General features: G+C 38.3%; 23 protein-coding genes and 1 pseudogene. 11 read left to right on the forward strand and 13 right to left on the reverse strand.

All coding sequences use genetic code 11. The features are described from left to right. Positions 1 to 76: 76 nt before the first annotated feature. A complete protein-coding gene (locus NSMS1_RS00085; protein WP_224089536.1) occupies positions 77 to 1,159 on the forward strand; it encodes a bifunctional riboflavin kinase/FAD synthetase in 1,083 nt (360 codons plus the stop codon). A 165-nt stretch (positions 1,160 to 1,324) separates the two neighbouring features. Here NSMS1_RS00085 and NSMS1_RS00090 read toward each other — a convergent pair whose 3' ends face one another. Beyond that, positions 1,325 to 1,723 (reverse strand): RidA family protein, encoded by a 399-nt coding sequence (locus NSMS1_RS00090; protein WP_224089539.1) that lies wholly within the window; start codon positions 1,721 to 1,723, stop codon positions 1,325 to 1,327. A 47-nt stretch (positions 1,724 to 1,770) separates the two neighbouring features. Further along, positions 1,771 to 2,202: an NUDIX domain-containing protein gene (locus tag NSMS1_RS00095; protein WP_224095407.1), complete on the reverse strand. Its 432-nt coding sequence runs from the start codon at positions 2,200 to 2,202 to the stop codon at positions 1,771 to 1,773. Between the two features lie 303 nt (positions 2,203 to 2,505). Between NSMS1_RS00095 and malQ the strand changes: the two genes are divergently transcribed. Beyond that, a complete protein-coding gene (malQ, locus tag NSMS1_RS00100) occupies positions 2,506 to 4,014 on the forward strand; it encodes a 4-alpha-glucanotransferase (protein WP_224089541.1) in 1,509 nt (502 codons plus the stop codon). Between the two features lie 84 nt (positions 4,015 to 4,098). Here the strand turns inward: malQ and NSMS1_RS00105 are convergent, their stop codons facing one another. Then, positions 4,099 to 4,893 (reverse strand): helix-turn-helix domain-containing protein, encoded by a 795-nt coding sequence (locus NSMS1_RS00105; RefSeq protein WP_224089543.1) that lies wholly within the window; start codon positions 4,891 to 4,893, stop codon positions 4,099 to 4,101. 113 nt (positions 4,894 to 5,006) lie between these two features. After that, positions 5,007 to 5,807, reverse strand: a complete 801-nt coding sequence (locus NSMS1_RS00110) for a pseudouridine synthase (RefSeq protein WP_224089545.1) — start codon at positions 5,805 to 5,807, stop codon at positions 5,007 to 5,009. Between the two features lie 143 nt (positions 5,808 to 5,950). On the opposite strand from NSMS1_RS00110, the gene NSMS1_RS00115 reads away from it, so the two are divergent. The 3 genes from NSMS1_RS00115 to NSMS1_RS00125 all read left to right on the forward strand — a co-directional run bounded on the left by NSMS1_RS00115 (position 5,951) and on the right by NSMS1_RS00125 (position 8,371). Then, positions 5,951 to 6,664, forward strand: a complete 714-nt coding sequence (locus NSMS1_RS00115; RefSeq protein WP_224089547.1) for a DUF2993 domain-containing protein — start codon at positions 5,951 to 5,953, stop codon at positions 6,662 to 6,664. 112 nt (positions 6,665 to 6,776) lie between these two features. After that, positions 6,777 to 7,031, forward strand: coding sequence for a hypothetical protein (locus NSMS1_RS00120; RefSeq protein WP_224089549.1), 255 nt, complete (start codon positions 6,777 to 6,779; stop codon positions 7,029 to 7,031). An 11-nt stretch (positions 7,032 to 7,042) separates the two neighbouring features. Beyond that, positions 7,043 to 8,371: a hypothetical protein gene (locus tag NSMS1_RS00125; protein WP_224089551.1), complete on the forward strand. Its 1,329-nt coding sequence runs from the start codon at positions 7,043 to 7,045 to the stop codon at positions 8,369 to 8,371. Between the two features lie 291 nt (positions 8,372 to 8,662). On the opposite strand, the gene NSMS1_RS00130 is transcribed toward NSMS1_RS00125, so the two are convergent. The 4 genes from NSMS1_RS00130 to NSMS1_RS00145 form a co-directional block, all read right to left on the reverse strand. Further along, entirely contained in the window at positions 8,663 to 8,824 is a 162-nt protein-coding gene (locus NSMS1_RS00130; RefSeq protein ID WP_224089561.1) for a hypothetical protein, read from the reverse strand. Between the two features lie 31 nt (positions 8,825 to 8,855). Continuing rightward, positions 8,856 to 11,489, reverse strand: coding sequence for a dynamin family protein (locus tag NSMS1_RS00135; protein WP_224089563.1), 2,634 nt, complete (start codon positions 11,487 to 11,489; stop codon positions 8,856 to 8,858). Positions 11,490 to 11,762: 273 nt separating this feature from the next. Beyond that, on the reverse strand, positions 11,763 to 11,963 hold the full coding sequence (locus NSMS1_RS00140; RefSeq protein WP_224089565.1) for a hypothetical protein: 201 nt from the start codon (positions 11,961 to 11,963) through the stop codon (positions 11,763 to 11,765). A gap of 232 nt (positions 11,964 to 12,195) precedes the next feature. Continuing rightward, positions 12,196 to 12,609 (reverse strand): hypothetical protein, encoded by a 414-nt coding sequence (locus NSMS1_RS00145; protein ID WP_224089567.1) that lies wholly within the window; start codon positions 12,607 to 12,609, stop codon positions 12,196 to 12,198. Positions 12,610 to 13,388: 779 nt separating this feature from the next. Between NSMS1_RS00145 and NSMS1_RS00150 the strand changes: the two genes are divergently transcribed. Further along, the gene (locus NSMS1_RS00150; RefSeq protein ID WP_224089569.1) at positions 13,389 to 13,823 is read left to right on the forward strand and encodes a hypothetical protein; all 435 of its coding nucleotides are present in this window, start codon (positions 13,389 to 13,391) and stop codon (positions 13,821 to 13,823) included. Between the two features lie 948 nt (positions 13,824 to 14,771). Here the strand turns inward: NSMS1_RS00150 and NSMS1_RS00155 are convergent. The 3 genes and pseudogenes from NSMS1_RS00155 to NSMS1_RS00165 all read right to left on the reverse strand — a co-directional run. Further along, positions 14,772 to 15,575, reverse strand: coding sequence for a transposase (locus NSMS1_RS00155; RefSeq protein ID WP_224089579.1), 804 nt, complete (start codon positions 15,573 to 15,575; stop codon positions 14,772 to 14,774). Positions 15,576 to 16,059: 484 nt separating this feature from the next. Beyond that, positions 16,060 to 16,575 (reverse strand): hypothetical protein, encoded by a 516-nt coding sequence (locus tag NSMS1_RS00160; protein ID WP_224089581.1) that lies wholly within the window; start codon positions 16,573 to 16,575, stop codon positions 16,060 to 16,062. A gap of 392 nt (positions 16,576 to 16,967) precedes the next feature. Then, positions 16,968 to 17,175: pseudogene (locus tag NSMS1_RS00165) on the reverse strand (transposase); the annotation flags it as partial. A 326-nt stretch (positions 17,176 to 17,501) separates the two neighbouring features. Between NSMS1_RS00165 and NSMS1_RS00170 the strand changes: the two are divergent. After that, the gene (locus NSMS1_RS00170; RefSeq protein WP_224089583.1) at positions 17,502 to 18,167 is read left to right on the forward strand and encodes a peptidoglycan-binding domain-containing protein; all 666 of its coding nucleotides are present in this window, start codon (positions 17,502 to 17,504) and stop codon (positions 18,165 to 18,167) included. A gap of 109 nt (positions 18,168 to 18,276) precedes the next feature. Here the strand turns inward: NSMS1_RS00170 and NSMS1_RS00175 are convergent, their stop codons facing one another. Both NSMS1_RS00175 and cbiT read right to left on the reverse strand, forming a co-directional pair. Next, positions 18,277 to 19,164, reverse strand: a complete 888-nt coding sequence (locus tag NSMS1_RS00175) for a phosphatidate cytidylyltransferase (protein WP_224089592.1) — start codon at positions 19,162 to 19,164, stop codon at positions 18,277 to 18,279. 168 nt (positions 19,165 to 19,332) lie between these two features. Continuing rightward, positions 19,333 to 19,935 (reverse strand): precorrin-6Y C5,15-methyltransferase subunit CbiT, encoded by a 603-nt coding sequence (gene cbiT, locus NSMS1_RS00180; protein ID WP_224089594.1) that lies wholly within the window; start codon positions 19,933 to 19,935, stop codon positions 19,333 to 19,335. A gap of 93 nt (positions 19,936 to 20,028) precedes the next feature. On the opposite strand from cbiT, the gene NSMS1_RS00185 reads away from it, so the two are divergent. The 4 genes from NSMS1_RS00185 to chlG all read left to right on the forward strand — a co-directional run bounded on the left by NSMS1_RS00185 (position 20,029) and on the right by chlG (position 24,093). Further along, positions 20,029 to 21,420 (forward strand): serine/threonine protein kinase, encoded by a 1,392-nt coding sequence (locus NSMS1_RS00185; protein ID WP_224089596.1) that lies wholly within the window; start codon positions 20,029 to 20,031, stop codon positions 21,418 to 21,420. Positions 21,421 to 21,576: 156 nt separating this feature from the next. After that, positions 21,577 to 21,768: a DUF2862 domain-containing protein gene (locus NSMS1_RS00190; protein ID WP_224089598.1), complete on the forward strand. Its 192-nt coding sequence runs from the start codon at positions 21,577 to 21,579 to the stop codon at positions 21,766 to 21,768. Positions 21,769 to 21,855: 87 nt separating this feature from the next. Continuing rightward, positions 21,856 to 22,956, forward strand: coding sequence for an ArsA family ATPase (locus tag NSMS1_RS00195; protein WP_224089600.1), 1,101 nt, complete (start codon positions 21,856 to 21,858; stop codon positions 22,954 to 22,956). A 123-nt stretch (positions 22,957 to 23,079) separates the two neighbouring features. Further along, positions 23,080 to 24,093 carry a chlorophyll synthase ChlG gene (gene chlG, locus NSMS1_RS00200; RefSeq protein WP_224089602.1) on the forward strand — a complete coding sequence of 338 codons (1,014 nt, stop codon included), beginning with the start codon at positions 23,080 to 23,082 and terminating at the stop codon, positions 24,091 to 24,093. Positions 24,094 to 24,097 lie beyond the last annotated feature (4 nt).

Raw genomic sequence — 24,097 nt, forward strand, 5'->3', positions numbered from 1 at the left:
TATCAGCGCTAGGTGTACCGTTAAGGTATTTTGTGCCGGACTGATAGTTAAATAAACCTCAAATCCCAAAATCCAAGTGCTAAATCTGTCTCAAAATGGGTGTTCTGTGTGGGTTGCTTCTGGAAACGAACTGCTGCTTACGCCAACGGCTGTGGCCCTTGGTAAATTTGATGGAGTGCATCTTGGCCATCAAAGAGTAATTCAACCAGTTTTACAGCCAAATAGGAGCGGACAAACAGGGGAAGAGTATGGGAATGCCCCATTAGCCCCAAGCCCTTCAGCAGCACCACAAGAACGGATATACTCTACAGTTGTCACATTTCGTCCTCATCCCCAAGAGTTCTTTACCGGACAACCCCGGACTTGGTTAACTCCCCTAGATGAGAAAGTACAACAATTGCGATCGCTTGGGGTAGACCAACTAGTACTACTACCCTTTGACAAAGAATTAACTGCTTTGTCACCGGAAGATTTTGTCGAAAAAATTCTGGTACAACAACTACACTGTCAACAAATCAGTGTCGGGCAAGATTTTTGTTTCGGCAAGCAACGCCGTGGTACGGCCAAGGATTTAGAGTTAATAGCCGCAAAGTACCATATTCCTGTTACCATAGTACCGCTACAAACTTCCCAAGGACAATTTATCGAAGATATTAACTGTGGTCATTTTGAATCTTTAGAGGATGCCCCTATTAGTACTTCATTGATTCGTCAAGCCTTAGAAACAGGCGACATCAAAACTGCCAACCGATTTTTAGGAAGACCCTACACCCTCATCGGCGTTGTCGTTGAAGGCGAACAACTTGGTAGAACTATCGGTTTCCCTACAGCTAATCTAGAACTACCAAAAGATAAATTTGTTCCCTGTCGGGGTGTTTACGCCGTTCGCGTCAAGATTTTGGGTGAAACACCAGACGCAAATGTAAAATCCGAAATGCTCGGAGTAATGAATATTGGCAACCGCCCCACAGTCAACGGTACTTATTCATCAGTAGAAGTGCATCTTCTCGATTGGTCTGGGGATTTATATGGTAAACAACTGGCTGTGCAGTTAATAGAATTTTTGCGACCAGAACAAAAATTTCCCTCTCTAGATGCCTTAAAAGAGCAAATTCAACAAGATTGCATTGTGGCTAGACAAGTTCTCATGAGGATATAAGGGTGTAAGGTTTTTAATACATACACCTTCAATATCCTTGTCTAAACTTTTCTCATGTATAAGTAAAAAGACGCAAATAAACTGAAATACAAAAGTTCTAGTTAAGCAGCTAAAAACCTTTTCCCTCTTGCCTTATCGGAGTGACAATTATTCGTGTCCAGCTACTTATCTTTCAGGAATAACAGCAATACATTCAATTTCTACCAACACATCTTTTGGTAAACGCGCAACTTCCACACAAGCACGCGCTGGCGCTGTCGCTTCGTCAAAATACTGGGCATAAACTGCATTCACGGCGGCAAAGTCATCCATATCCGCAAGGAACACAGTTGTTTTAACTACGTTAGCAAATTTGAGTCCGGCAGCTTGTAAGATGGCATGGAGATTAGCGAATACTTGTTCTGTTTGCTGTTTGACATCTCCTTCTCCCACAACTGCGCCTGTAGTGGGGTCAAGGGCAATTTGTCCAGCTACGAAAAGTATTTTACCAGAGGCAGCGATCGCTTGATTATAAGGCCCCACTGGTGCAGGTGCTTTATCAGTACGAATAATTTGATGAGCCATAAATATTATTACCCTTGTGTTTGGCTATTTTTGAATGGTGATATTGTTTAGCCCAATCTGGGACGAATCCCATAATGGCGATAACGCCAATAATCTCGCAAAATGCGATCGTGGTCAAAGCATAAATTATTAGGCACAAGCCAAGATTCAAAAACACCTACACCTTTAGCATCATCCCCCGCCTGTGGTTCCCCCGTCGCCGTTGCCAAAAACACAATACTAATCGTGTGCTGACGCGGATCACGGCTGGGGTCAGAATAGACTAACAACTGTTCCACCAACTCTACCTTTAATCCCGTTTCTTCCTCTGCTTCCCGCCGCGCCGCTACTTCCACCGCTTCCCCATAATCAACAAAACCCCCAGGAAGCGCCCACCCCAAAGGTTCGTTATGTCGCTCAATTAATACTATCGGTCTATGGGGTTTGTCTATCAATTCAATAATAATATCAACCGTAGGTGCAGGATTTCTATAAGTCATAGTCATTAGTCATTAGTCCATAGTCCACAGTCAACAGTCCACAGTCCCAAGTTATTCATTTTTCTACCTTGTCTCCCCCCTCTCCCCCTACTTCCTCATCTCCCCCTACTAGTCTGTCAACTTTGAAATGATGGATAGATTTGTGTAACTTTGATTTTGGGGTAATGCTTTTCAAGATTGACTATCCCTCAAAACTATTTTGACAAACTACTACTCCCCACTCCCCTATCCATCGATAGCTTTCCAAGGTAGCCTTAGCGTGATAGATTCGAGGCGACGCTACCTCCTGTATTGATGTAAAATATGCCTTTTATTAGATCAAGCGGTGTTCTACTGCATCCTACCTCGTTTCCTAGCCGATTTGGTATTGGGGATTTAGGCTTGGAAGCCTACAGGTTTATTGATTTCCTAGAAAAAAGCTATCAACAATATTGGCAAGTCTTACCCTTGGGGCCGACTGGATACGGTAATTCACCTTATATGTCGTACTCAGCTTTGGCTGGTAATCATCTGTTAATTAGTCCAGATAAATTAAGAGAAGAAGGTTTATTAGCTGAGGAAGATTTGGCTAATTTACCAAATTTTCCTACAAACAAAGTGGATTTTGAGCAAGTTGTCCCAGTCAAAATTCAACTACTCAAAAAAGCTTGCGAGAATTTTAAAACAAAAGCATCAGAAATACAGCAGAAAAAATTTGCTGGGTTTTGTGAAAGCAAAGCCTATTGGTTAGATGATTATGCTTTGTTTATGGCGCTCAAAGATACTCAAGATAATGCCAGTTGGTACGCTTGGGAACCAGCTTTAGCAAAGCGTGAACCAGACGCACTAGAGAGAGTACAGCGTCAACTAACTGATGAAATTTTCTATTACAAGTTCATCCAATACGAATTTTTCCGCCAGTGGTCGGAATTGAAAAGTTACGCCAATTTGCGGGGGATTGAAATTATCGGTGATATTCCGATTTATGTAGCCCATGATAGTGCTGACGTTTGGGCAAATCCTGAGATATTTGCTCTAGATGAAGAAACCGGGGAAGTCGCACTGATGGCGGGTGTTCCACCAGATTATTTTAGTGCGACGGGTCAGTTGTGGGGCAACCCAGTTTACAACTGGGAGGAATTGCAAAAACAGGACTTTAAGTGGTGGGTACAGCGTTTTGAGGCGATGCTAGATTATGTTGATGTGATTCGCATCGACCATTTCCGAGGGTTTGAAGCTTTCTGGGTTGTACCTCAAGGTGAGGAAACAGCCATGAATGGTAAGTGGGTGACAGCACCAGGAGAAGAACTTTTTGATACAATTAAGCGAAAACTGGGTAAATTACCTGTTTTAGCGGAAGATTTGGGGGTTATTACACCAGAAGTTGAAGCTTTACGGGATAAATATGAATTTCCGGGGATGAAGGTTTTGCAGTTTGCTTTTGGTTCTGACCCAGGAAATCCGTTTTTACCATTCAATTACACAGGTAATTTTGTGGTTTACACGGGGACTCACGATAATGATACAACTGTAGGTTGGTTCAACCAAGCCGGTGACTACGAGAAACAAAACCTCTTACTCTATTTAGGCTGTGTTAGTCCTGAAGGTATCCATTGGGATTTGATTCGCTTGGCGTTGAGTTCTGTAGCGAATCAAGCGATTCTCCCGCTACAGGACATTTTGGGTTTGGGTAATGAGGCGCGAATGAATTTTCCCAGTGTTGCAACTGGGAATTGGGAGTGGCGCTATGATTGGGATGCTTTGAGAGATGAATTGAGCGATCGCCTCAAAGCTCTCACCAAACTCTACGGACGCGCCCCTCAAGGTAAATAGGAATGAAGGATGTAGGGGTTTAAGGGTGTAGGGGTGTAGATTCAATAACTACACTCCTATACCCCCATACGCATACCTTGTTGTTCACAATTGAGGTTTAGCTGCAATCTTAATTTCTTCCTCTTTACCTAGTTCTCCCATTTCCTTGGCTGCTTGCTGATTGACACTCATCAGCACACCACCAGCATTAGTGGTTTTCACTGTCAGTTGTTCTTGGGCTTTCCAAATTCGATGAGTCCCTTCTGGTAATGTCCCCTCGAATTGAGTTTTACCGTCAGCTACTACCCGAATCCATGATGAGGCTTTGAGGGTGACACCAACTTGTACCGATTGATTATTCTTATCTTTGGTGATATCGCTTACAGATTCAGTTTTGATTGGTTTCTGTTGCGAATCAACTACAGTTTCTTGCTCTACAGATGGTGTACTCTCGTTATCTGCTTTCAAAGCTGCATTATTCAATAACTGAGACAAACTACTGATAGAGCAGACAATAACAAATATGTAAAGTAGGTAAAGATGAAAAGGACGTAATAGTCTTATTGAATTAGATTCGCCTACAGGTTGCAGATTTTTTTGCGGGGAGACAACCGGAAATTGGCTAGAAAATTCCACACCATTAAAGCCGAGTGCATCAGCAAATTGTCTAATTAAACCTTGTATGTAAATTGGTTCTGGCAAATCATTCATATTACCTTCCTCAATTGCTTGCAACAGCCGCCGAGGAATTTTAGTCATGGCGACCATTTCCTCTAGAGATAATCCCTTTTCTTGTCGGGAAGTCCACAATTGAGCGCCTAATTCCGCTAGTTTTTCTTCTCTTTGTTGGTCTAGCGAAAGTTGTGGTTGATCATCCTGCTTTCTTTTTAGCCATTTCATGACTTTTCTAAACTCCTTACCTCAGCTGATTTGTCAGTTGTCATTAGTCATTAGTCATTAGTCCATAGTCCAAAGTTATTCTTCTCTGGCTCTCCCTACTTCCTCATCTCCCCCTACTTCCTCATCTTCCTCATCTCCTCATTCCCCCTACTATCTTTACTGGCTATATGCTTTACTTGGTCTTGCAAACTGTGGACTTCTTCATCTCGAAGTTGGCGATAGTTTCCTTGACGCAGTGGGGGTTGTTTTGAATTTTGTAACTGGATGGAACCGATCGCAATCCGATGTAATTCCACGACTGGATGTCCCAATTGTTCTGCTACACGGCGAATTTGGCGGTTGCGTCCCTCCTGCAAAATTATTTCTAAACAGCTTTTATCGGCTAGAGTTTCTAGCAAGGTAACTTTGGCTGGACGGGTTTTTCTCCCATCTAACATCACACCTCGCCGCCACATTTCTAACACTGCTGGGGAAGGATGTCCTTTAACTAATACTTGATAGGTTTTGGGGATATTATGACTTGGATGAGTCAGCTTATAGGTCAAATCTCCGTCGTTCGTCAGGATTAATGCTCCTGTAGAATCTGCGTCCAGCCGACCAACTGGGTGAAGACCCAATCCCTTACGTAATTTTTCTGGCAACAAATCTAACACTGTTTTCCTACCTTGAGGGTCGTAGCAAGTAGAGACTACTCCGGTGGGTTTATTTAATAAAAGGTATGTTAGATGGGGATGCGCTTGAGCAGATACTGACTTACCATCAACTGTAATTATATCTCTTTCTATGTCAACTTTTTGACCTAGTTGAGCTAATGCACCATTGATATGTACGCGCGATCGCCTGATCATTTCTTCCGCTTCCCGGCGTGAGGCGATCCCCAATTGCGATAAAACTTTTTGTAACCTAGCCTCCATGTAGAAATTACTGATAATAATATAAAGGTTCAAATAATCATCATAATCTTGGCACTTTATAGATGGTAGCCATAAATGTTACAGTTAAGACTTATTTAAAGTTCGTTGATTACCTAGCAAACACCTGTCTATATAGTGGTTAAATGCCAGAGAATAACTCGCCAAAAAAAGGTTTAAATAAAATCCGTGTAATTACGAACGTATTGACCACAGCTTTAAAATTGTGGTTGCGATCGCAAGTTAGTCAAGTCTCGGATTTGGAAGTGGAAATTAAAGCAAGCGATCGCCAACTTCTTTCCGGCTCCATTCCTTGGGTTTCCATCTTTGCCAATCATGCCATCTATCAGGATCTCCATCTTACACAAATTAAACTTGCAGCAGAGAATATTCAGGTCAACATAGGTCAAGTACTTAAGGGTAAACCACTGCAATTAATGCACGTAGTCCCAGTAGTTGGGGAGTTGATCATAAACGAGAAGGATTTGAATAGTTCCCTCTCATCTGAACTATTATCGACTGCTTTAAATGACTTACTGGATCTTCTTTTACCAGAATACGGCACAAAATCCAAGCCTATTGTTTGGCAGAAGCTTATTCTCGGTCATCAGCAAGTAGAATTGAATGCCATCCTAGCATCTGCAAGCGAACCAATACCTTTAGAAGTTAGCCTACACTTAGAATTGCTCAGTGGGCATGAATTGGAATTATCGCAAATCCGAGTTCAAGAAAACCACGTTACTCTCATAGAAATCAGCGATCCCCAAAAAGTGGATTTAGGTTCAGATGTCGATATCCAAGAACTGAAGCTGATCCCAGGACAATTAGTTTGTCGCGGACAGGCTAATGTTAATCCGTGATGAGGGAGATGTGGTTCTCTTTCAGAGACTCTAACGCGAACGGCTGCGCTCACCAACCGGGAGAGGGGGGAGACAAGGCAGACAAGGCAGAATAATTAATAACTAACGCCATGTGCGTGGTAAAGATTTTCTCGCTCCAGTGCGGATTGTGGGAATTTTCTTTTCCATCGTTCATACGCCAAACTTGTGTAACGAAACAATAAGTCGCACATCGCGTGATTTAGTAAGGCTAGATTCTACTAATCCAGTGGTTCCACGGTGGTTTTTATTTGTATTAATAATTATTTTATTTATTTGTTATGAGAGTTTTTACAGCCTAGTTGCTGGTTCAGGGTTTCTCAGTTCAGGTGCAATATCTACCATTTGATCAAGTAAAATATGCTGTTTGAATTTACCCCTGCTATTAAAGCTGGTATTGAAACTGGTCAATACTTGGAAATACAGAGTAATAGAATACCCATCGGTATAGTACGCAATGCTACAGGTGGAACCTTTCTGGCTCATGCCGTTGGAGCTTTAGTTGATAATTATCCCTTACTACCATTAACTGTACCTATTGAGTTCTTAACTATGGGAGCGAACATAGTTCAGGACTATCTAGATTTTCCAAAAATTTATCAGCAAAATAATTTTCTCCAGACTGGATTAACATCACTACAAACAAATATAGGTGTTCTGCAATCAACCATAGCCTTGATTGAATTAGGTAAAATACCGAGTGTTGCATTAGAAGCAGTCAATTTACGCCAGACACTCAAACTCAAGAAAGAAGTTGAGCAAATGCAAGTTGAACTCAAAAATGGCTTTATTGATTTACAAAAAACTCTCAAAGTTCAAGGAGCCGAAGTTCGACAAATCGTTAAAGAACTAGTCCAGGATATTAATTTTGAACAACATTGTACCCTGTTAGCAAGGACATATACCCTATTCGTACAAGCTTGTCATCGTTTACAATCAGCGATGAAATTACAGGATACAAGTCATAGAAATAATGAAATCGATAGCATAAGGACAGTATTATTTAAAGCATTAGCAAATTACGTTAATCCTCAATTATTGGAAAACATCTCTGCACCAGCGCAACTTCGTAGATTTGAATGTGCTTGGGCAATCGAACAAGCAGTTATTATTACATATCAAGTTCAGAATCAGGCTTTAGTTGTCAGTGATCGTCTTGGACATTTGCAAAATAAAATCAAGGAAGATATATGTACAGTAATTAATAATTGTGAAACCTATAATGAACTTAATTTCTTGTTTCCAGAAATTAGTCGCATTTGTAAACACGATTTAGCTATTTTGGAGGTATGCCAAGCGCGAATTGATTGGTTTAGATCACTTTCAGAAATGGATAAGAGACTTTTCCTTAAAAACAACTGTAACACTTCAGAACTTGTTGATAGATTAGTTTCTAATCAAGCAAAAATTGCATTGTCAGTACCAGCCGAACAATTGGTATATGAAGATTTAGCAGACAAGTCTCACTTCTACTCTTTACTCGACCAGTTGATATTTATGTTTAAACCTGTTCTACGTCAGGAGTATGAAGTTTATATTAACCAACAAGCTCATGCTACCGGACACAAGATATTAATTCCTAAAAATTTACAACAAGTCTCTGATGTGACAATTGCGAATCTTTATTACTATTTCAAGGTACGAGATGAATCAAATATAAATGAAACTCTAGAGGCAATAACAGCATAATCTTTGAAAAGATTGAGCTTCTGTTCTAAGTTTAAAATTACTTAAAGATAGAGCCTCCAAAAAACATAAAAACTAATGTAAGAACATTTTTGTATCCAGTGGCTTGCTTACCTAACTTCAGTTCCAAGAAAATGCGATCTCGCGCAGCGAGCAAGCTTCGCTTATCGCGTAAAGTTTCAAGTGCTTGTAGTTGGGGTAGTAATGTAGTTGACCTTTTTTGATCCCCCTCATACAGTGTAATACACGGGTAAAGGTATTCGCGCACCCGTGTACTACATGGCTAGGGTCATATCACTCAATCGCTTTATTCCTCAAGCCACCAGCCCTGGATAAGCGTTGAGCGAAGTCGCCAACAGTGTCTACGCTATATCTACCCCTATTACGCGGTAAAATCGGCGTTTTCATGTTGAGTAATGTTTCGCCAACGGTATCCGTATCCCGGTTGTAACCCAAATATGGCCAATGGAATATGAATAGTGTATTATCAGTTATTATTCTCTTTTTTAAGAATTACTTTGTTAATTTCCTCGGAATACCAAAGTGCAATATCTTTACTGATTCTACTATTAAGTTTCTCAAGTTCTTCACACTTGTCTACAATCAAAGATTTAGCTGTATAGTGTTTTTCTAGCATTGCTTGATTAGATTTTTCTCGCTGCTCTACAAATTTTTCATACATATATATAGCCTCTTCAATAACTCGGCTTACTGATTCAATTTTTGTATCAAAGAATATCTCTATATTTTCTTGGATTTTTTCATAAACTTTATCAAAAGATTCATCAAATTTCTCCAAGCCAATCTCTAAAACCGATATTTTTATTTCATTATGAAATTTATCACTATCTAGCATCATAGATGCAAAAGAATTGCCAACTACAGATGTAACATTAGCTAAGGCAGTTGGTATAAGACCAATTCTTGTAAATTCTGCTAACTGTAACTTTAGTGGGGTACTAAAATCAATACTATCCAATTCAATTAACTGATCGGAAATTGCATTAATCGAAATCCTCAATTCATCGCTGAATGTCGTATCATCTCTCATGTCTAATAGATTAAATTCTGCCTGAATTGCGTCCAACTCATACTTAATATTTTTATTTAAGTCTTGTAAATTTTCCTCTAAAATTACAGCTTTAAGTTGCTTGTTAACCCATTCATCAATTTCATCAGATAAGTCACTAACAAAACACTCGATATAATCATGAATTAACTTGTCTTGTTTCCAAAACTGCTTATATTTAGATTTCCAAAGCTCACTTTTTAGAAGCATCCGCTCTTCTAAACCTTGATACCATTCATTCCATGAGGTATTTGCTTTCTCAAGAGACTTCTCTATAAGTTGAATTGTCAATAAACATATTTTGACATCTCGTCCACTAAACTCTCCAATTTGCTCTAAAATTTTGCGTTTTCCATCTTCAGCAATTTTTATTTGAAATTCTAAATCATTTTGAAACTCTTTCAATCTATTAATATTTTTTTTAATTACCTTATTAAGTTGTTCAGGTAATGGTTGTAGTTTTAATCTTCCACGTTCAAGAATTAAAAATCTCTCAATAGCTTTAATAAAAGTATCAAAGCCTTTTTTATATTCATCTTCATATCCATGCAAAACTGCCTTTAAAGCTGATTGTGCTGAAATAAAGTGAATACGATTCTTACCTGTAATTATTGGTTTTTCACCTTCAACAAAATTGAATATCCTTTTTTTTATTTGATCACGGCTTCTTTCTGTACTTACTAAGTCCATGAAATTAACAACAACAAATAAGTTATTTGCTGCTTCTTCATCTTTGCCGCCATTAAGTGTAGTTTTTATTTCATTTAATAATAGACGTTCACTTTGTGTGAGTGAGCGTGAAGCATTAGTCACAAAAATCGCAGCATCAACATCTTGAAGTAGATTTTGTGTAATGCCTGTGAGTTTTGGATTTTCATTTAATCCTGGTGAGTCAATGATTTCGACACCACTGTTGCATAATGCCAAATTAGAATGTTCAACTATTATTTCTTCAATTTCAGATTGTTGTATGTCTTTATTTAAAGCTCCAAAAGCAATATCTTCAGAGATACTTATTTTTTGCCGATAATCTTCAAACGGTATTTCTTCTTCACTACCATCCTTATAACGACAAACTACCCGTTTTTGGGGGCCATATTTTAAAACGACAATCGTACCACTACAGGGAATCTCTCGCATCTGCTGAATTTCTTCACCTACCAAAGCATTAAGTAGAGTGGATTTTCCTTGACTAAACTCACCGATGACTGCCAATCGAAATCGATGTAATTGGAATTTTTTCGATAATCCATTCATTTCGTCAAGTAAATCTTGATCTAAAAAACCCAATTCATTACAACTTTGAACGATTTGAAAAATTTGATGGCAATAATTACCTAGCTGTTTGTTAAACTCTTGAAATTTTTTTAAACCTTCATAATAAATAGAAACACGTGGCAAAGTTGTAGTGTTTTTAGAATTAGCCTTTACAATCAAAGGATTCAATTTATCAGAATGTAACTTAGTGTCCTCATTATTATTTAATTGTTGAGTATGTGAGATATTTTTATTACGTGGTTGAGTATGTGTTGAAGTTAGTAAATTTTCCACCTCATCTATAACTGCTATATCCAAAACTTGTTGGGGTCGGAATGCAGACGATAAGACTACAAAATATTCCTTTTTTACTTTTAAATGATGAGCTAAAACTTCTAAATATCTTTGCTCACGCAAACCTAATTTGTTATCAACTGTAGACATTTCATAGCCAAAAGAAATTAATAACAATCGTTCTGATTCTGAAAGGTAATTACTTATAATTGCTAACTCATCGAAATTTTTATAACTTTGATATTTTATAACTCCTTTTATCATTAAATATGCTAATTTATGTAGTTCACTTTTTCGTTCAATAAAATGGTACATAATTTTTAGCATTTTTTGCTTTTCTTTGTCAGTGACAATACCATCAATAAACATAGTCCCTACAAGAACTATTATTAAATTGGCTATAAATATTACTGATGGAGTAGCATCGTCTTTAGTTAGGTTTTTTCCTGTAACCTTTGATAAAAAACTAACCATTCTGTCTTCAATTAACAATATATTCATAAAACAATTATTCTTTATTAGATTAATTGAGTATTTTATTTACTGTACATGAAAAAATAAAAATTATCAGACGGAGACTATGCCTATCTGTCTAACAATTTTCAAGTTGAGTTTCTCTAATAGAGAGGTTATTGATAAAGTAAAGATAGCGCAGGTCATTGCTATCTAGTTACATAATTAATTTAAGCGTAGAGGATACCTTATTAATTAAAATTTATTGGAATTACCATCACTTCATAACATGTAAATTCAAACCAATTTATATTGATATGCTTATTCGGAGAACTCAGGATTATTGTCAGGTAATCTACCATAATTAATAACGTAATTGCGAATTTCCTGAAGACGTTTTTCTAAAGAAGATTTATTAGGAACATCCTGCCAACAGAGAAAGTCTATAAAAACTAAAACTTGTTCTTGCTTATCTTGTGACAGAGAACGCCACTTTTTCAAAAAAAGCTCTTCTGAACTCATTCAGATACACCCAATTCATCCATAAATTAGTCAAATTTGACAAAATTATTTCACATGCTCCTTACAATACCCTATAAATGGCTGAAATTAAGATTTCTTTTTAGAATTATGTGCTTTTTTCATTTCTTCAATTAAATGACCGACTATTATACATTAATTATGTACATTTAGCAATATGCCTAAAAAAATATATAATACTTCTAAATATCATCCCATTAGGAGATGTGAATTTTTAGTTTTCGGGGGTATTTTTTTTTGCCCCCTCGATTTTAGCTCTGTGACATAAAGCAAGGCGTTTGCGGCAGTAGCCAGAAGACTGGTATCTACTTGTAGCTTTGATAGTTTTTGCTCTCGCTTTAATTTTGTTAGACACAATTTTAACTGAAGTATCATGCTGCTCTTTAACTTCTCGCTCTACTTTTACAGGATTAGTTTTAGGTTCAGTTACAACCATCGTCTTTGATGGAAGTTTTGGATGTGATGATTTTTGGGTTTGATGTAGAGCTATACCTAAACCAATCGTTCCTGCACTGATAGCCAGCATCATATATTTTCCCAAATGTCTAACCGCTAAATAGCCAAAACTTGATGCAAGTATTGTTACAGCCATAGCCGCCAATATTTTTTTTAATAAAAACTTGTTCATGCTACTTCTCCAAAACTTTACGTTTACATGATTGGTTAACTTTGTTAAAAAAGGAATTTCTGTTTACTAATTAAAAGTCAATTTTTATATCTTATCTTCATCGTACTACATAACTTCAATTACTATGTAAAAAATATCTCTGACTCATTTAATAACTACATACTTCTATCTTTACACTATTAACAATATGTAATGTATAGGGAGAGCGAAAAGTGTCGAGGGAGATGAGGGACACAACGTGATAATATGGCTCAATGTTGGATTCTACTGAAAGAGTCATATATCAATTAAAAGTGGTGCTGTTGAGCATCAGCCCGACGATTTGGCGGCATATAAAAGTCAGCAGCGATAGCACAATAGAAGATCCTCCATCTTTTCATCATCCACGGTAAGCAGTACAGGATTACCCAACCAGGGGGAACAGTATTTAGCGATCGCGCCTGTGAAGTAAAATTTGCGTCCCTTGGTTTGAGGGAGAAAGAAAAGTTTTTATACGAATATGACTTCAGTATTTGCCCATTAATGGGTGCATAGCGTTATTGGTGGCGGCATCAAATCAGAGTAGCGGGACTTAGACAAAAAATTATACCCTTTTTTACTCTTAACTTCTGTTTAAGTCCCGTTAGAACTCATCCCTATTTCCCACCCCACCGAATGTGTTTCTTAGGAGGTGACAGAAAAAATATAATATTTTTAGCGTTTTCAGCCTTTAGAGGTAGAGCCAAACTTATTTCTAAGAGTTAACAAATGATGTATTAGCAATATTGTAAAAATGCAAAATGAAAAATTCTATATTAAAAAATAGCTTTACAGGTTTTGCTGCAACATTTGTTGCAGTTAGTTTGGGATACTTTGCATCTCAACATTTTGAGAAATATATGATGTTATTTATCGGTACAGGAATGTTTGGTTTAGGTATAGCAGTGCATCAAACTCAAAAATTGCAGAACCAACAATCTCTACCACAAACACTAGTTGTAATTGAACCTAAAACCGAACTTGTGCGCTCAAATAAACAATTGAAAAGACAGGATGAAGATTTAATAAATAAAAGCAACACTATGACTATTAGTTGCTTCACTACATCTGCTTCAATATCTGTTATTAATCAAGTAAAAGACACAAAAATAATAAGTAAATCTGGAGCTTGCGGTTATTGTCGCAAACGTCTAGCTTTATGTCATCAAGCTAGAATAAAAAATTCAAATAAGTAAGTTGGGGAGAAAATTTTAAATGCCTTGCCGTTCATTGAACCATTCAAGGTCATCACAGCCATAACTTATTTTATGGTGTTATTTTAGATTCAAAGATTGGATAAAAGATTCCCCCTCAAACTTTAGTTTTCCAGATGATGGTACTAGCGCTAGAGCTTCAACTGCACGATTATCCTTTATTCAAAGTAGACTCTTTTGGTTAAAATACTTACTATTAATAACTAACCCTTTCTCATTCAGTTATTCTTGTCAGGAAAATATTGCTTATCTCGTAATACAAAATTTTCCCATTTATAGCCTTATTTTCTAATAGTAAATCAAACTGATGGCTAAAACGTAATAATTGAGATTTTGAAAGGATTTCAGCGATTGTGTTACTGAAAAAAGTTGGCGTTTGGTCGTAAACTTTTCAAGATTTTTCTACGTCGTTTGGGGTGGCTTGGCTTGACAAAAGTAAATCTCGTAGATTTCGTAGATATATCAGATATATCGTCTGTAGTAGTTTTAGCCAGTATCCCACCGATCATTAAACCGATACTTATTCCATACATTCTTTCTACAGACTTTAAACAACCATAGTAACCAATGCACACAAGAGTTAAGAAAGAAACTGTTCCCGTTAAGATTTTGATAGATTTCATACTATTGCCTATTTCACTATTTTTATTAATTTCGCTATTTTCGCCCAGGATAAAGAATCACAAGCTTGATGAGTTACATCTTAAGCTAGATTTTTATAAAAAGGTATGGCATCACCATGCCAATTTGGGAAAATTGTACGCTAAGAAAAATTCGGAGCTACAACCGCGCACATATTTTGCGCAGTATTGCCTTTCTTAATGCTCTCTACAATATTCATTATTTGAGGATGTGCGGAAATTTAATATTATAGACACTGATTGTAATCCCTCTTTTGTTACTTTAGGGAAATAAAAAACGACAAGAGATTCAACTGGCAAGAGGGAAACTGACAGGAGAAGCACGAAAGTCATTCATGAAGTCGATTAATTTTAAAAAGCCACGTTTCATACCAGGAATATTAAATACTGTAAGCCAAGGCTGAATTAAACAGTAAAAAATGTATGGTTGAATAATTAATCTCAGGTTATTCAAGGCACTCTTCCATGTTGTACCTGATTCCCACTGGGAATGTTGACTATGTTGAGGAATATTAGAGTCATTTGATGACAATACTAATGATGTAGATGTTGGGTTTGATTGGTCAGAAAGCTGAAAGTAAGTAGCCTGAATGCTAACGAGTAAGTAAGCACTAAAGATGATTTCCCACCAGCGTTCAATACTTTGATAATCAGTCAAGCGAAAATCAGCCCATCCTAGTTCATTCTTGACTTGTTTAAAACCATATTCTATCCAATTTCTTAAACTATAAAGTTGTGCAACATTTACTGATAAATCAGTTGATAAATTAGTCATGATGTACCAGCTTTCATCTCCCGTAGGGTCGGGTGTATTAATCTTACTGATTTGGTAATATCTAGTGCGGCGACGCTTACCAAAAATAATTTCTCTCAAGTAGCGAGTTTCAGTTTGACGATGTGAAAGCTTTTGCTCATAAGCTTTCCATCGATTATAACGTTTTCGGCTTCCTGGGGGCATCAACACTCCATGATTGGAGCGAATTGCTACAATAAACTCTAGTTCTAATTTTTCTAAACATCTAATTACATCTCCACTCTCACCATATAAGCTATCTGCTAACACTAATTTAATTTTGAAACCCCATGCTTTCAACTCTTGAATAATTTCTACAGTCTAATTTCCCTTAATTTTTTGACATCCCACAGTGCATCTCTCAAAAAATGATGTAGTGTTTGTCTATCTTTTAACCCCACTGTTTTAGCTATTAGTGGTAGGGTTTTCCGAGGGATTTCTGAAAGTATACCCAAATGCAAGAATTTGAGCGCTTCAAAATGCCTCACATCCTCAAACAATGAATAATAGTGTTGGCAGTAGTTATCTATGAATGCCACTGTGCTTACTGGTTGTCTGCGCGGCGTAACCATCCCTCTTACTTACTGTTTACGGTTTTCTTTCTAATTATACTTTCCCCGTAGTAACAAGAGAGGGATTACACTTAAAAATCATCATTATTCAAATGACTAAAAAAAGAGGAGTAAAGGGGCTGCCGATGGTAGCCCCTTTACTCTCACTTAGAATGATTATTATTGCTCAGGGGACATTTTATTTTCTGGAAGTTTCTAACCTATTGTTAAACTCAGTGGTCAATGCCTAATACTCTGCTTTTCTTTGCATTCGATTTTATAACAACCTGATTATCATTTCCTTGATACCAACTTCTAGATATTAATAACCAACTATCATCAGTCTTTTCCCATAGGTCTTCGTATGGAGTTTGTCGGTATATAAGCTTATTGCCAATTATAGATTCAGAGTATGCAACACCCACCACTCCTGCAAGATTTCCATCAACATTAATACGAATTACTTCTTCCCGAAATTTATATTTACTAACTTGTTGATAAAATTGTTTAATATTTTTTATAGACTCTTGCAAAACAATAACCTTTCCATCTCCTTGAATTTCTTGAAAATCACTTGCACAATAAGCATAACATTGTTTGATGTTTCCGGCGTTGCAACCCTTAGACATCCATTCTGATTTCTGAAGAATCTCTTGTCTATCCGATAGTCTGTTAGCTTTTGCCATACCACCATGAATGAATATTAATGCTGTTAATAAATTTGTTAAAACAATATTTCTTTTCTTCATGATATAAGTCGCTAGTAAAGTTTTTGATGATTGGATAACTTTCTGAATACTTTGAAGTTTTTATTTCTGCGTAATCTTGTAATTGGTCGCATCCGGCTGGTAAATCACCATTCAGATGTTTACCTGAGATGGTCTTGTTTCAATTATTCCCTTAGCAGAGATATTTCTAACTCAAAAATGTTTAAGTCTGGTTAGCTCGAATGCTTGAAGCAGCTAAAATAATTTTTCTAATTAAAAAACTGGTAACTGCGTTAGGGTAGCGGAGCGTTAGTCCATTACAAAAAGCAGCGAATTGGTTCGAGTGGGCGAGACACAAGGGAATCGTGATTAGAATATCGGAAGGGTTCGCCTATAGGCACTTAGAGGGATGCTGTAGACTTACAGGACATGATGGGAAAGTCTCCTGGAAGCATATTCCATTGGCAGCCTGTTTTCAAGTGATAATAGATTGCATTGCATACTGCCCGCATATCTGTTGTGTGTTCGCGGAGCGTCTCCCCTTAGGAGAGGATGTCCTCCTTGTTTGACTGGTGGAATCAAGGGAGCCAAGATTTCCCACTCCACATCAGTGAAGTCTGTGGGGTAAGACTTTCGTGCCACGAGTAACTATGTAAATACACTATATGCCATGTATCTTAATATTTGCTGTCATCACCTTTTACTCTCCTTTAGATTTACTTTATAAATAGCCTCTCATCTACGTAATAATACTATGACAAATAGATTTTATTCCGTAGATTTAAAGGCTGTAAGTCTTATGGAACTAGTATTTTAGCCTCTTTAACTTCATCTTAACTAAGGTGTTATGTATATAATGGCTTTAGTATTTTAATAGCAATTAGCAAATGAAATAAGGATGCTGTCTTTTTGTGAGGAAGTATCCAATGTTATTTTGTTGAAATAGTTAATTTTAGGTTGAGAATAAGATGACTGATATTACCATGCTCATGACAGGTCTATTAATGACCAAACAAGTATCATTGCCAAATTCAGTTAACCAACCTGTAACTTATCCTGATGAACATAATCAGAAAACTATACAAAACAAAACGTATCAATTAGTTATAAAAGCCCAGAATAATTCAAATAAACTTAAATGGATAAGTAAGAATTTAACCAATACCTCTTTAGTGCCTAAATATCAAAACCATAAGAATAGAATAGCAAAAATAAAAAAATTATTTTTTCAAGAAAAAAACTATGTAGAATCCTGGGAACCTAGCTCTGATAAAAGCAAAAAAATTATAGCAAAGTTAAAAAAATATAATTTCAAATTAGGAAAAAGCAGAAATTCATTTCTTTTAAATAGGGAAGGGGGAATAGATGAAAAAAATAATGATATTTTGATAACGAGTAGGGAAGGAGTTGCTAATAGAGCATTACCGAAGCTGAATTTCACTACATCAGGTGTATCTGTTAGAGTATTACAAAGACTATTGGTGGCTAACGGCTATCCTGTTCAGATAGATGGTGTTTTTGGACCCGTGACAGAAATTGCTGTTAAAGCCTTTCAGGAAAAACAGAAATTAAAAGTTGATGGAATAGTTGGAGTAGAAACTTGGTACTGTTTAACTACATATAGCAAATCATAACTTAATTGAAATTTTTACATCATTATTGACCAATGACTGTTTCAATTAGGCGACGAAAGCGTTGCATTAATCGAACTGAAGATTGACTACGAGATTCAGACCTAAATGACTAATGACCAAATAATGGCAAAATCAGCGTGACGAAATAGTAAACTAAGGGTGCTGTGAAGATATAGCTATCGGTGCGGTCTAAGATGCCGCCATGACCGGGGATCAATTGTCCAGAGTCTTTAACGCCAGCATCTCGCTTCAACATAGATTCAGTTAGATCGCCCAAAAGACTGGCCAAGCCAATTAGTAAGCCTAAGATTGTGCCAGTTAAAAGAAATTGCGGTAATTGAAGATAGTAAGCACCAGCAATGGCCACGCCTAAACAGGCACTGATGCCAAAGACTGCGCCTTCAACTGTTTTCTTGGGGCTGATATCAGACAAGCGAGTTTTGCCGAAGAATTTACCGATAGTGTATGCACCAATATCTGCTGCCCAAATGCACAAAAATGTCAGCACAGTAAACTTGAAACCTTGTGGTAGCAAAGCAAAATTTCTATCCTCAAAAATATCTGTCCAATTTCGTGGCCAGTACCCGCCTAGAGGTATATTACTGACTGCGGCGCTACCAATTGACCGTAACCGCACCCAGTAACTCGGCAAGTAACCGACATAAAATAAGCCCATAATCGAAGCTGAAACATCAGCGATAGTGGCCATTTTGGGCTGGAATAATAAGTAAAAACAAATAAATGTCCCAGCAATAGGCATGACAGCATCAACTAAATTACTATCCAAAGTACAAATAACAAGTAAAACTTGACTGAGGAATAAGGTAGTTTTCGCGGCTGGCAAAATGCCTCTAGTGTTTACTAACTCAAAGTATTCCTGTTGTCCTAAATAAACAACGATCGCCAACAAGATGGTAAAATACCAACCCCCCAACAGGACAGCAACTAAAGCAAGGGCGATCGCAACAATTCCACTAATAATCCGAGACCAAGGCATACGAGTATTTGGGGATTGGGTTTGACAGTTGACAGTTGACAGTTGTGAGGCAGTGCGTTGGGCGGGTTCCCCGACTTGTAGCAACTGCCGAACCCGAAGGGACAGTTGACAGTTGTCAGTTGTCAGGTTGTTTCCACTGTCTACTGTCCACTGATTGAGTTCCTAACCCTAGTCTAGTTTCTCACCACTGAGGATAAAAATGGGATCAACTGCGGCAAAGGTTTGAGAAAATCCTCTTGTTTCTAGGCGATTAACGGCAGATTGTACAACTTCAATATTTCTCGCTTGTAATTGGGACAAGCTCTGGGAAATAACATACAAGCTTTCGAGGTTAGCAGCTGTAGCAATGACTCTGCCTGATGAGGGTAAATACTGCCACACTGTTTGCAATATATCTTGAATGGGTCTTCCTCCTTCAATGCAAACTCTGTGCGGCATAGTTTTGATCTCATGTAAACATTCTGGGGCGCTACCTTCGACAATTTCCACATTTTTGACATCGAAGCGATCGCAATTACGTTTAATTAAATTTGCTACTTCTTCATCTCGCTCCACAGCAATAATTCGTCCCTTTGGACATAGTAGCCCCACTTCGACAGGAATTGTACCAGTTCCCGCCCCAATATCCCATAAAACTGAATCAGGTTCTAAGCGCAATTGAGAAATTAACAATAGTCGAATTTCTCTCTGGGTAAGAGGGATTCCTGGTAAATGCTCGAATAATTCATCGGGAATACCAGGTGTTGCGTAAGGCCAAAGTTCGGAAGGCATAGAAATATACAATATATTAGGGGTATTAGTTTGTTTAATTTAACAAGCTATAATCTATGAAACTTGCGGCAACGTAGCGTGAGAGCAATTGTTATGCTGGGAGAAATTTTTAACACTCGCTACGAGATTCTACAGCTATTAGGAAAAAAAGCAGGGCGACGGACTCTACTAGCTAAGGATGTTGTGACTGGTGAATTAGTCATTGTCAAGCTGCTGGCTTTTAGTAGTGATTTTGAGTGGGATGATCTCAAGCTGTTTGAACGTGAAGCTGAAACTCTCAAGTCTTTGTCTCATCCCAATATTCCCCGCTATTTGGACTATTTTGAGGTAAACTCACCCACAATCAAAGGTTTTGCCCTTGTACAGAGTTATATCCCAGCCCAAACTTTAGAGCAATACTTACAGTCTGGGCGTATTTTCACAGAATCTGATATTAAACAAATAGCCTCCGCCATTTTAGAGATTCTTATATATCTACACGGGTTACATCCACCTGTCATCCACCGTGATATTAAGCCTAGCAATATTTTGTTAGGAGAGCGTTCAGGAAATAATTTTGGTGAAGTTTATTTAGTAGACTTTGGTTCAGTACAAACAGCTTTGGGTACAGAAGGCGGGACAAGGACTGTCGTAGGAACCTATGGCTATATGCCACCAGAACAGTTCGGTGGGCGTACAGTAACAGCATCCGACCTGTATAGTTTAGGGGCAACGTTAATTTACTTGCTCACAGGTACTCACCCAGCCGATTTACCCCAAAAAGATTTCCGCATTCAGTTTGAGCAAAGTGTAAATCTGAGTCCAGGTTTGGCAAATTGGTTAAAGTCTATGACTGAACCCAATTTAGAAAGGCGCTTGAGTTCAGCGCAGCAAGCACTTAAAACTTTGGAAGAGCCACAATTACTTGGTGTTGGTAAGTTAGCGGTAAGTAAACCAGAGGATAGCAAAATCCAACTCATCAAAGATGGGGATTCATTGGAGATAGTAGTTCCTCCCGTGGGTTTCCGTACTTCGATAGTGTCTACTGGGTTATTTGCGATCACCTGGAACTCTTTCATCCTATTTTGGACAATAGGCGCACTCTCAACACCTTTCCCCATCAATGTTCCCTTCGCTTTATTTTCCTTACCTTTTTGGGGTGCTGGCTATTTTATGGGTTATAATTTTTTATTCACCTTATTTGGACGTATCAAACTACGTTTGGATAGAGAACAAATTACCTGCACCAAGGAATTATTCGCTTTTAAGTTCCATCGACCTCGACCTTCATCAAGAGAAAGTATCACCAAGCTAGTTTACACTCCAAGATATTTAACTAGGGATTCTGAGGGTGATAAAACTCAAGTACCCGCACAATTAGAGGTTTGGGCAGGAGTAAGAAAATATCAGCTTGGTCAAAATACCAACATTCAATCAGAAGCCGAACTAGAATGGTTAGCCCAGGAATTAAGTAATTGGTTAAATCTTCCCATTCAGAAGGAATAGGGAGTGGGGAGATGTGGTTCGGCTACGCTCACCAACCGGGAGATGAGGGAGATGAGGGGGAAAATAACTGTCAACTGTCAACTGTCAACTGTCAACTAACAAATAAGTACCGGATTCAGCTAAACTTAATCTTGGTTTATTGCGTTTTATGTAGGCATGGAAATCGGACAAAAGGTTAAGGTGTTTCGTTTGCGCGATCGCGTTTCTGCTGTAGTTGCTAAAAAACTCGGCGCGATTGGTACTATCGAAGGTTACAAAGTTACCGACGGTGCAGGTGTTGGTGTAGTAGTCAAGTTTGACGATAATACTTCCACTTGGTTTTTTGAGGATGAAATCAAACCAGTGTAATAGAAGGGACTCTAGGTAGACGCTTAGAGTGGTTGCCTAGTGTTAATTTGGAATTTTAAAGACCTGCGGTAATTGGAAATCAAAAGCATGTCCCTAATATTGACATTTTTGGGCAAAAGTGGTATTGCTCGGACAAAAATAGCGATCGCCGCAGCCAAGTCATTGGCAAGTCAAGGTAAGCGAGTGCTTTTAGCAGGATTAGCAGAACCAGTATTGCCACTCCTGTTAGATCAAACCCTCACCCCTGACCCTCAGCAAATTGCCCCAAATTTAGATGTTGTACAGTTTCAATCTTCTGTACTCCTACAACGTAACTGGGAAGAAATCAAAAAACTTGAAGCACAATATCTCCGCACCCCCATTATCAAAGAGGTGTATGGTGAAGAATTGGTAGTATTGCCGGGTATGGATAACGCCTTAGCCTTGAATGCGATTCGTGAATATGATGCCAGTGGTAAATATGATGCGATCGTCTATGATGGCCCAGGTGATGCTTCTACTTTGCGGATGTTGGGTTTACCAGAATCGTTAAGCTGGTATGTAAGACGCTTTCGCCAGTTGTTTACCAACTCCGACTTAGGGAAAACGATTACGGAATCGCCCTTGATTCAGCCATTAATTAGCAGCTTCTTCAATTTCAACTGGACAGCAGATAACTTTGCTCAACCCACCAATCAAGTCAACAATTTATTAGATAAAGGGAAGGAAGCACTTGCAGACCCCAAGCGGGTTGCAGCCTTCCTAGTCACCACAGCAGACCCCCTAGAAGTAGCAAGTGTACGTTATTTATGGGGAAGCGCTCAACAAGTTGGCTTAACTATTGGTGGTGTGATTCAGGTATCATCCCAGACAGATGCTCACCTAACAGAAGAATTTGCCCCCTTATCGGTGACAGTTGTACCTGATGCAAGCAAAGATAACTGGCAACCTTTAATAGATGCCCTTCCCAACTTTGTTGAGCAAGCAGTACAAGCACCTGCTCCCATCACCGTTGACATTCATAATCGCCAAGTACGGCTATTTTTACCTGGATTTGACAAAAAGCAAGTCAAACTCACCCAAGTCGGGCCAGAAGTAACAGTAGAAGCAGGCGACCAACGCCGAAATATTTTCTTACCCCCAGCACTGAGTGGCAGACCCGTCACCGGAGCAAAATTCCAAAATAATTATTTGATAATTTCTTTTTAAGGCATTAGCTACTGGGAACTGGAGACTTGGAAATATTTAATTTTCCTCATCTCCAGTTCTTAAACTATCTCTCTGTAATACCCTAATTACGAATTACGAATTACGAATTACCAATATAATATTATGTCTGAATCATCTCCCATAACCCCCGATCCCAATCAACCTGAAGCTATCGTAAATGCAGGCGATCGCAGTGCGAAAACTAGGCAATTGTTAGGGATGAAAGGTGCTGCACCAGGGGAAACTTCCATTTGGAAAATCCGCCTGCAATTGATGAAGCCCATTACTTGGATACCTCTGATTTGGGGTGTTGTTTGTGGTGCGGCTTCTTCTGGTAACTATACTTGGTCGTTAGAAAATGTTTTGAAAGCAGCAGCTTGTATGTTGTTGTCTGGGCCATTGCTGACGGGTTATACCCAAACCCTAAACGATTTTTACGACCGCGAAATTGATGCCATTAATGAACCTTACCGTCCCATTCCTTCCGGCGCAATTTCTGTACCCCAGGTAGCTACTCAGATAATTGCCCTATTTCTGGCTGGGATCGCTTTATCGTTTGTGCTGGATTTATGGGCTGGTCATGACTTCCCCAACGTGACAGTATTGGCTTTGTTTGGTTCTTTTATTGCCTTTATTTATTCTGCACCTCCACTCAAACTCAAGCAAAACGGCTGGTTAGGTAACTACGCTTTGGGTGCTAGTTATATTGCTTTGCCTTGGTGGGCAGGTCATGCTTTATTTGGTCAACTCAACTGGAAAATTGTCGTTATCACCTTAATTTACAGTTTGGCTGGTTTGGGTATTGCGATCGTCAACGACTTTAAGAGTGTAGAAGGCGATCGCCAACTGGGGCTACAATCACTACCTGTAATGTTTGGTATTGACAAAGCTGCTTGGATATGTGTTGTCATGATTGATTTATTCCAAGGGTTAATAGCTGCATATCTTGTAAGTATTCATGAGAACTTGTACGCCGCTATCTTGGCATTATTAATCATTCCCCAAATTACCTTCCAAGATATGTATTTCTTGCGCGACCCCTTGAAAAATGATGTCAAATACCAAGCCAGCGCTCAACCATTCCTAGTATTAGGAATGCTAGTTGCGGGTTTAGCCTTGGGTCATGCAGGAATTTAATTCA

Origin of the sequence: Nostoc sp. MS1 (assembly GCF_019976755.1) — a bacterium.
In the GTDB taxonomy this organism is placed as follows: Bacteria; Cyanobacteriota; Cyanobacteriia; order Cyanobacteriales; family Nostocaceae; genus Trichormus.

Excerpts from the sequence above, each read along its gene's own strand:
- NSMS1_RS00090 (WP_224089539.1), bottom strand. The coding sequence starts at position 1,723 with ATGGCTCATCAAATTATTCGTACTGATAAAGCACCTGCACCAGTGGGG.
- NSMS1_RS00095 (WP_224095407.1), bottom strand. The coding sequence starts at position 2,202 with ATGACTTATAGAAATCCTGCACCTACGGTTGATATTATTATTGAATTG.
- malQ (WP_224089541.1), top strand. The coding sequence starts at position 2,506 with ATGCCTTTTATTAGATCAAGCGGTGTTCTACTGCATCCTACCTCGTTT.
- NSMS1_RS00105 (WP_224089543.1), bottom strand. The coding sequence starts at position 4,893 with ATGAAATGGCTAAAAAGAAAGCAGGATGATCAACCACAACTTTCGCTA.
- NSMS1_RS00110 (WP_224089545.1), bottom strand. The coding sequence starts at position 5,807 with ATGGAGGCTAGGTTACAAAAAGTTTTATCGCAATTGGGGATCGCCTCA.
- NSMS1_RS00115 (WP_224089547.1), top strand. The coding sequence starts at position 5,951 with ATGCCAGAGAATAACTCGCCAAAAAAAGGTTTAAATAAAATCCGTGTA.
- NSMS1_RS00125 (WP_224089551.1), top strand. The coding sequence starts at position 7,043 with ATGCTGTTTGAATTTACCCCTGCTATTAAAGCTGGTATTGAAACTGGT.
- NSMS1_RS00135 (WP_224089563.1), bottom strand. The coding sequence starts at position 11,489 with ATGAATATATTGTTAATTGAAGACAGAATGGTTAGTTTTTTATCAAAG.
- NSMS1_RS00140 (WP_224089565.1), bottom strand. The coding sequence starts at position 11,963 with ATGAGTTCAGAAGAGCTTTTTTTGAAAAAGTGGCGTTCTCTGTCACAA.
- NSMS1_RS00145 (WP_224089567.1), bottom strand. The coding sequence starts at position 12,609 with ATGAACAAGTTTTTATTAAAAAAAATATTGGCGGCTATGGCTGTAACA.
- NSMS1_RS00150 (WP_224089569.1), top strand. The coding sequence starts at position 13,389 with ATGAAAAATTCTATATTAAAAAATAGCTTTACAGGTTTTGCTGCAACA.
- NSMS1_RS00160 (WP_224089581.1), bottom strand. The coding sequence starts at position 16,575 with ATGAAGAAAAGAAATATTGTTTTAACAAATTTATTAACAGCATTAATA.
- NSMS1_RS00170 (WP_224089583.1), top strand. The coding sequence starts at position 17,502 with ATGACTGATATTACCATGCTCATGACAGGTCTATTAATGACCAAACAA.
- NSMS1_RS00175 (WP_224089592.1), bottom strand. The coding sequence starts at position 19,164 with ATGCCTTGGTCTCGGATTATTAGTGGAATTGTTGCGATCGCCCTTGCT.
- cbiT (WP_224089594.1), bottom strand. The coding sequence starts at position 19,935 with ATGCCTTCCGAACTTTGGCCTTACGCAACACCTGGTATTCCCGATGAA.
- NSMS1_RS00185 (WP_224089596.1), top strand. The coding sequence starts at position 20,029 with ATGCTGGGAGAAATTTTTAACACTCGCTACGAGATTCTACAGCTATTA.
- NSMS1_RS00190 (WP_224089598.1), top strand. The coding sequence starts at position 21,577 with ATGGAAATCGGACAAAAGGTTAAGGTGTTTCGTTTGCGCGATCGCGTT.
- NSMS1_RS00195 (WP_224089600.1), top strand. The coding sequence starts at position 21,856 with ATGTCCCTAATATTGACATTTTTGGGCAAAAGTGGTATTGCTCGGACA.
- chlG (WP_224089602.1), top strand. The coding sequence starts at position 23,080 with ATGTCTGAATCATCTCCCATAACCCCCGATCCCAATCAACCTGAAGCT.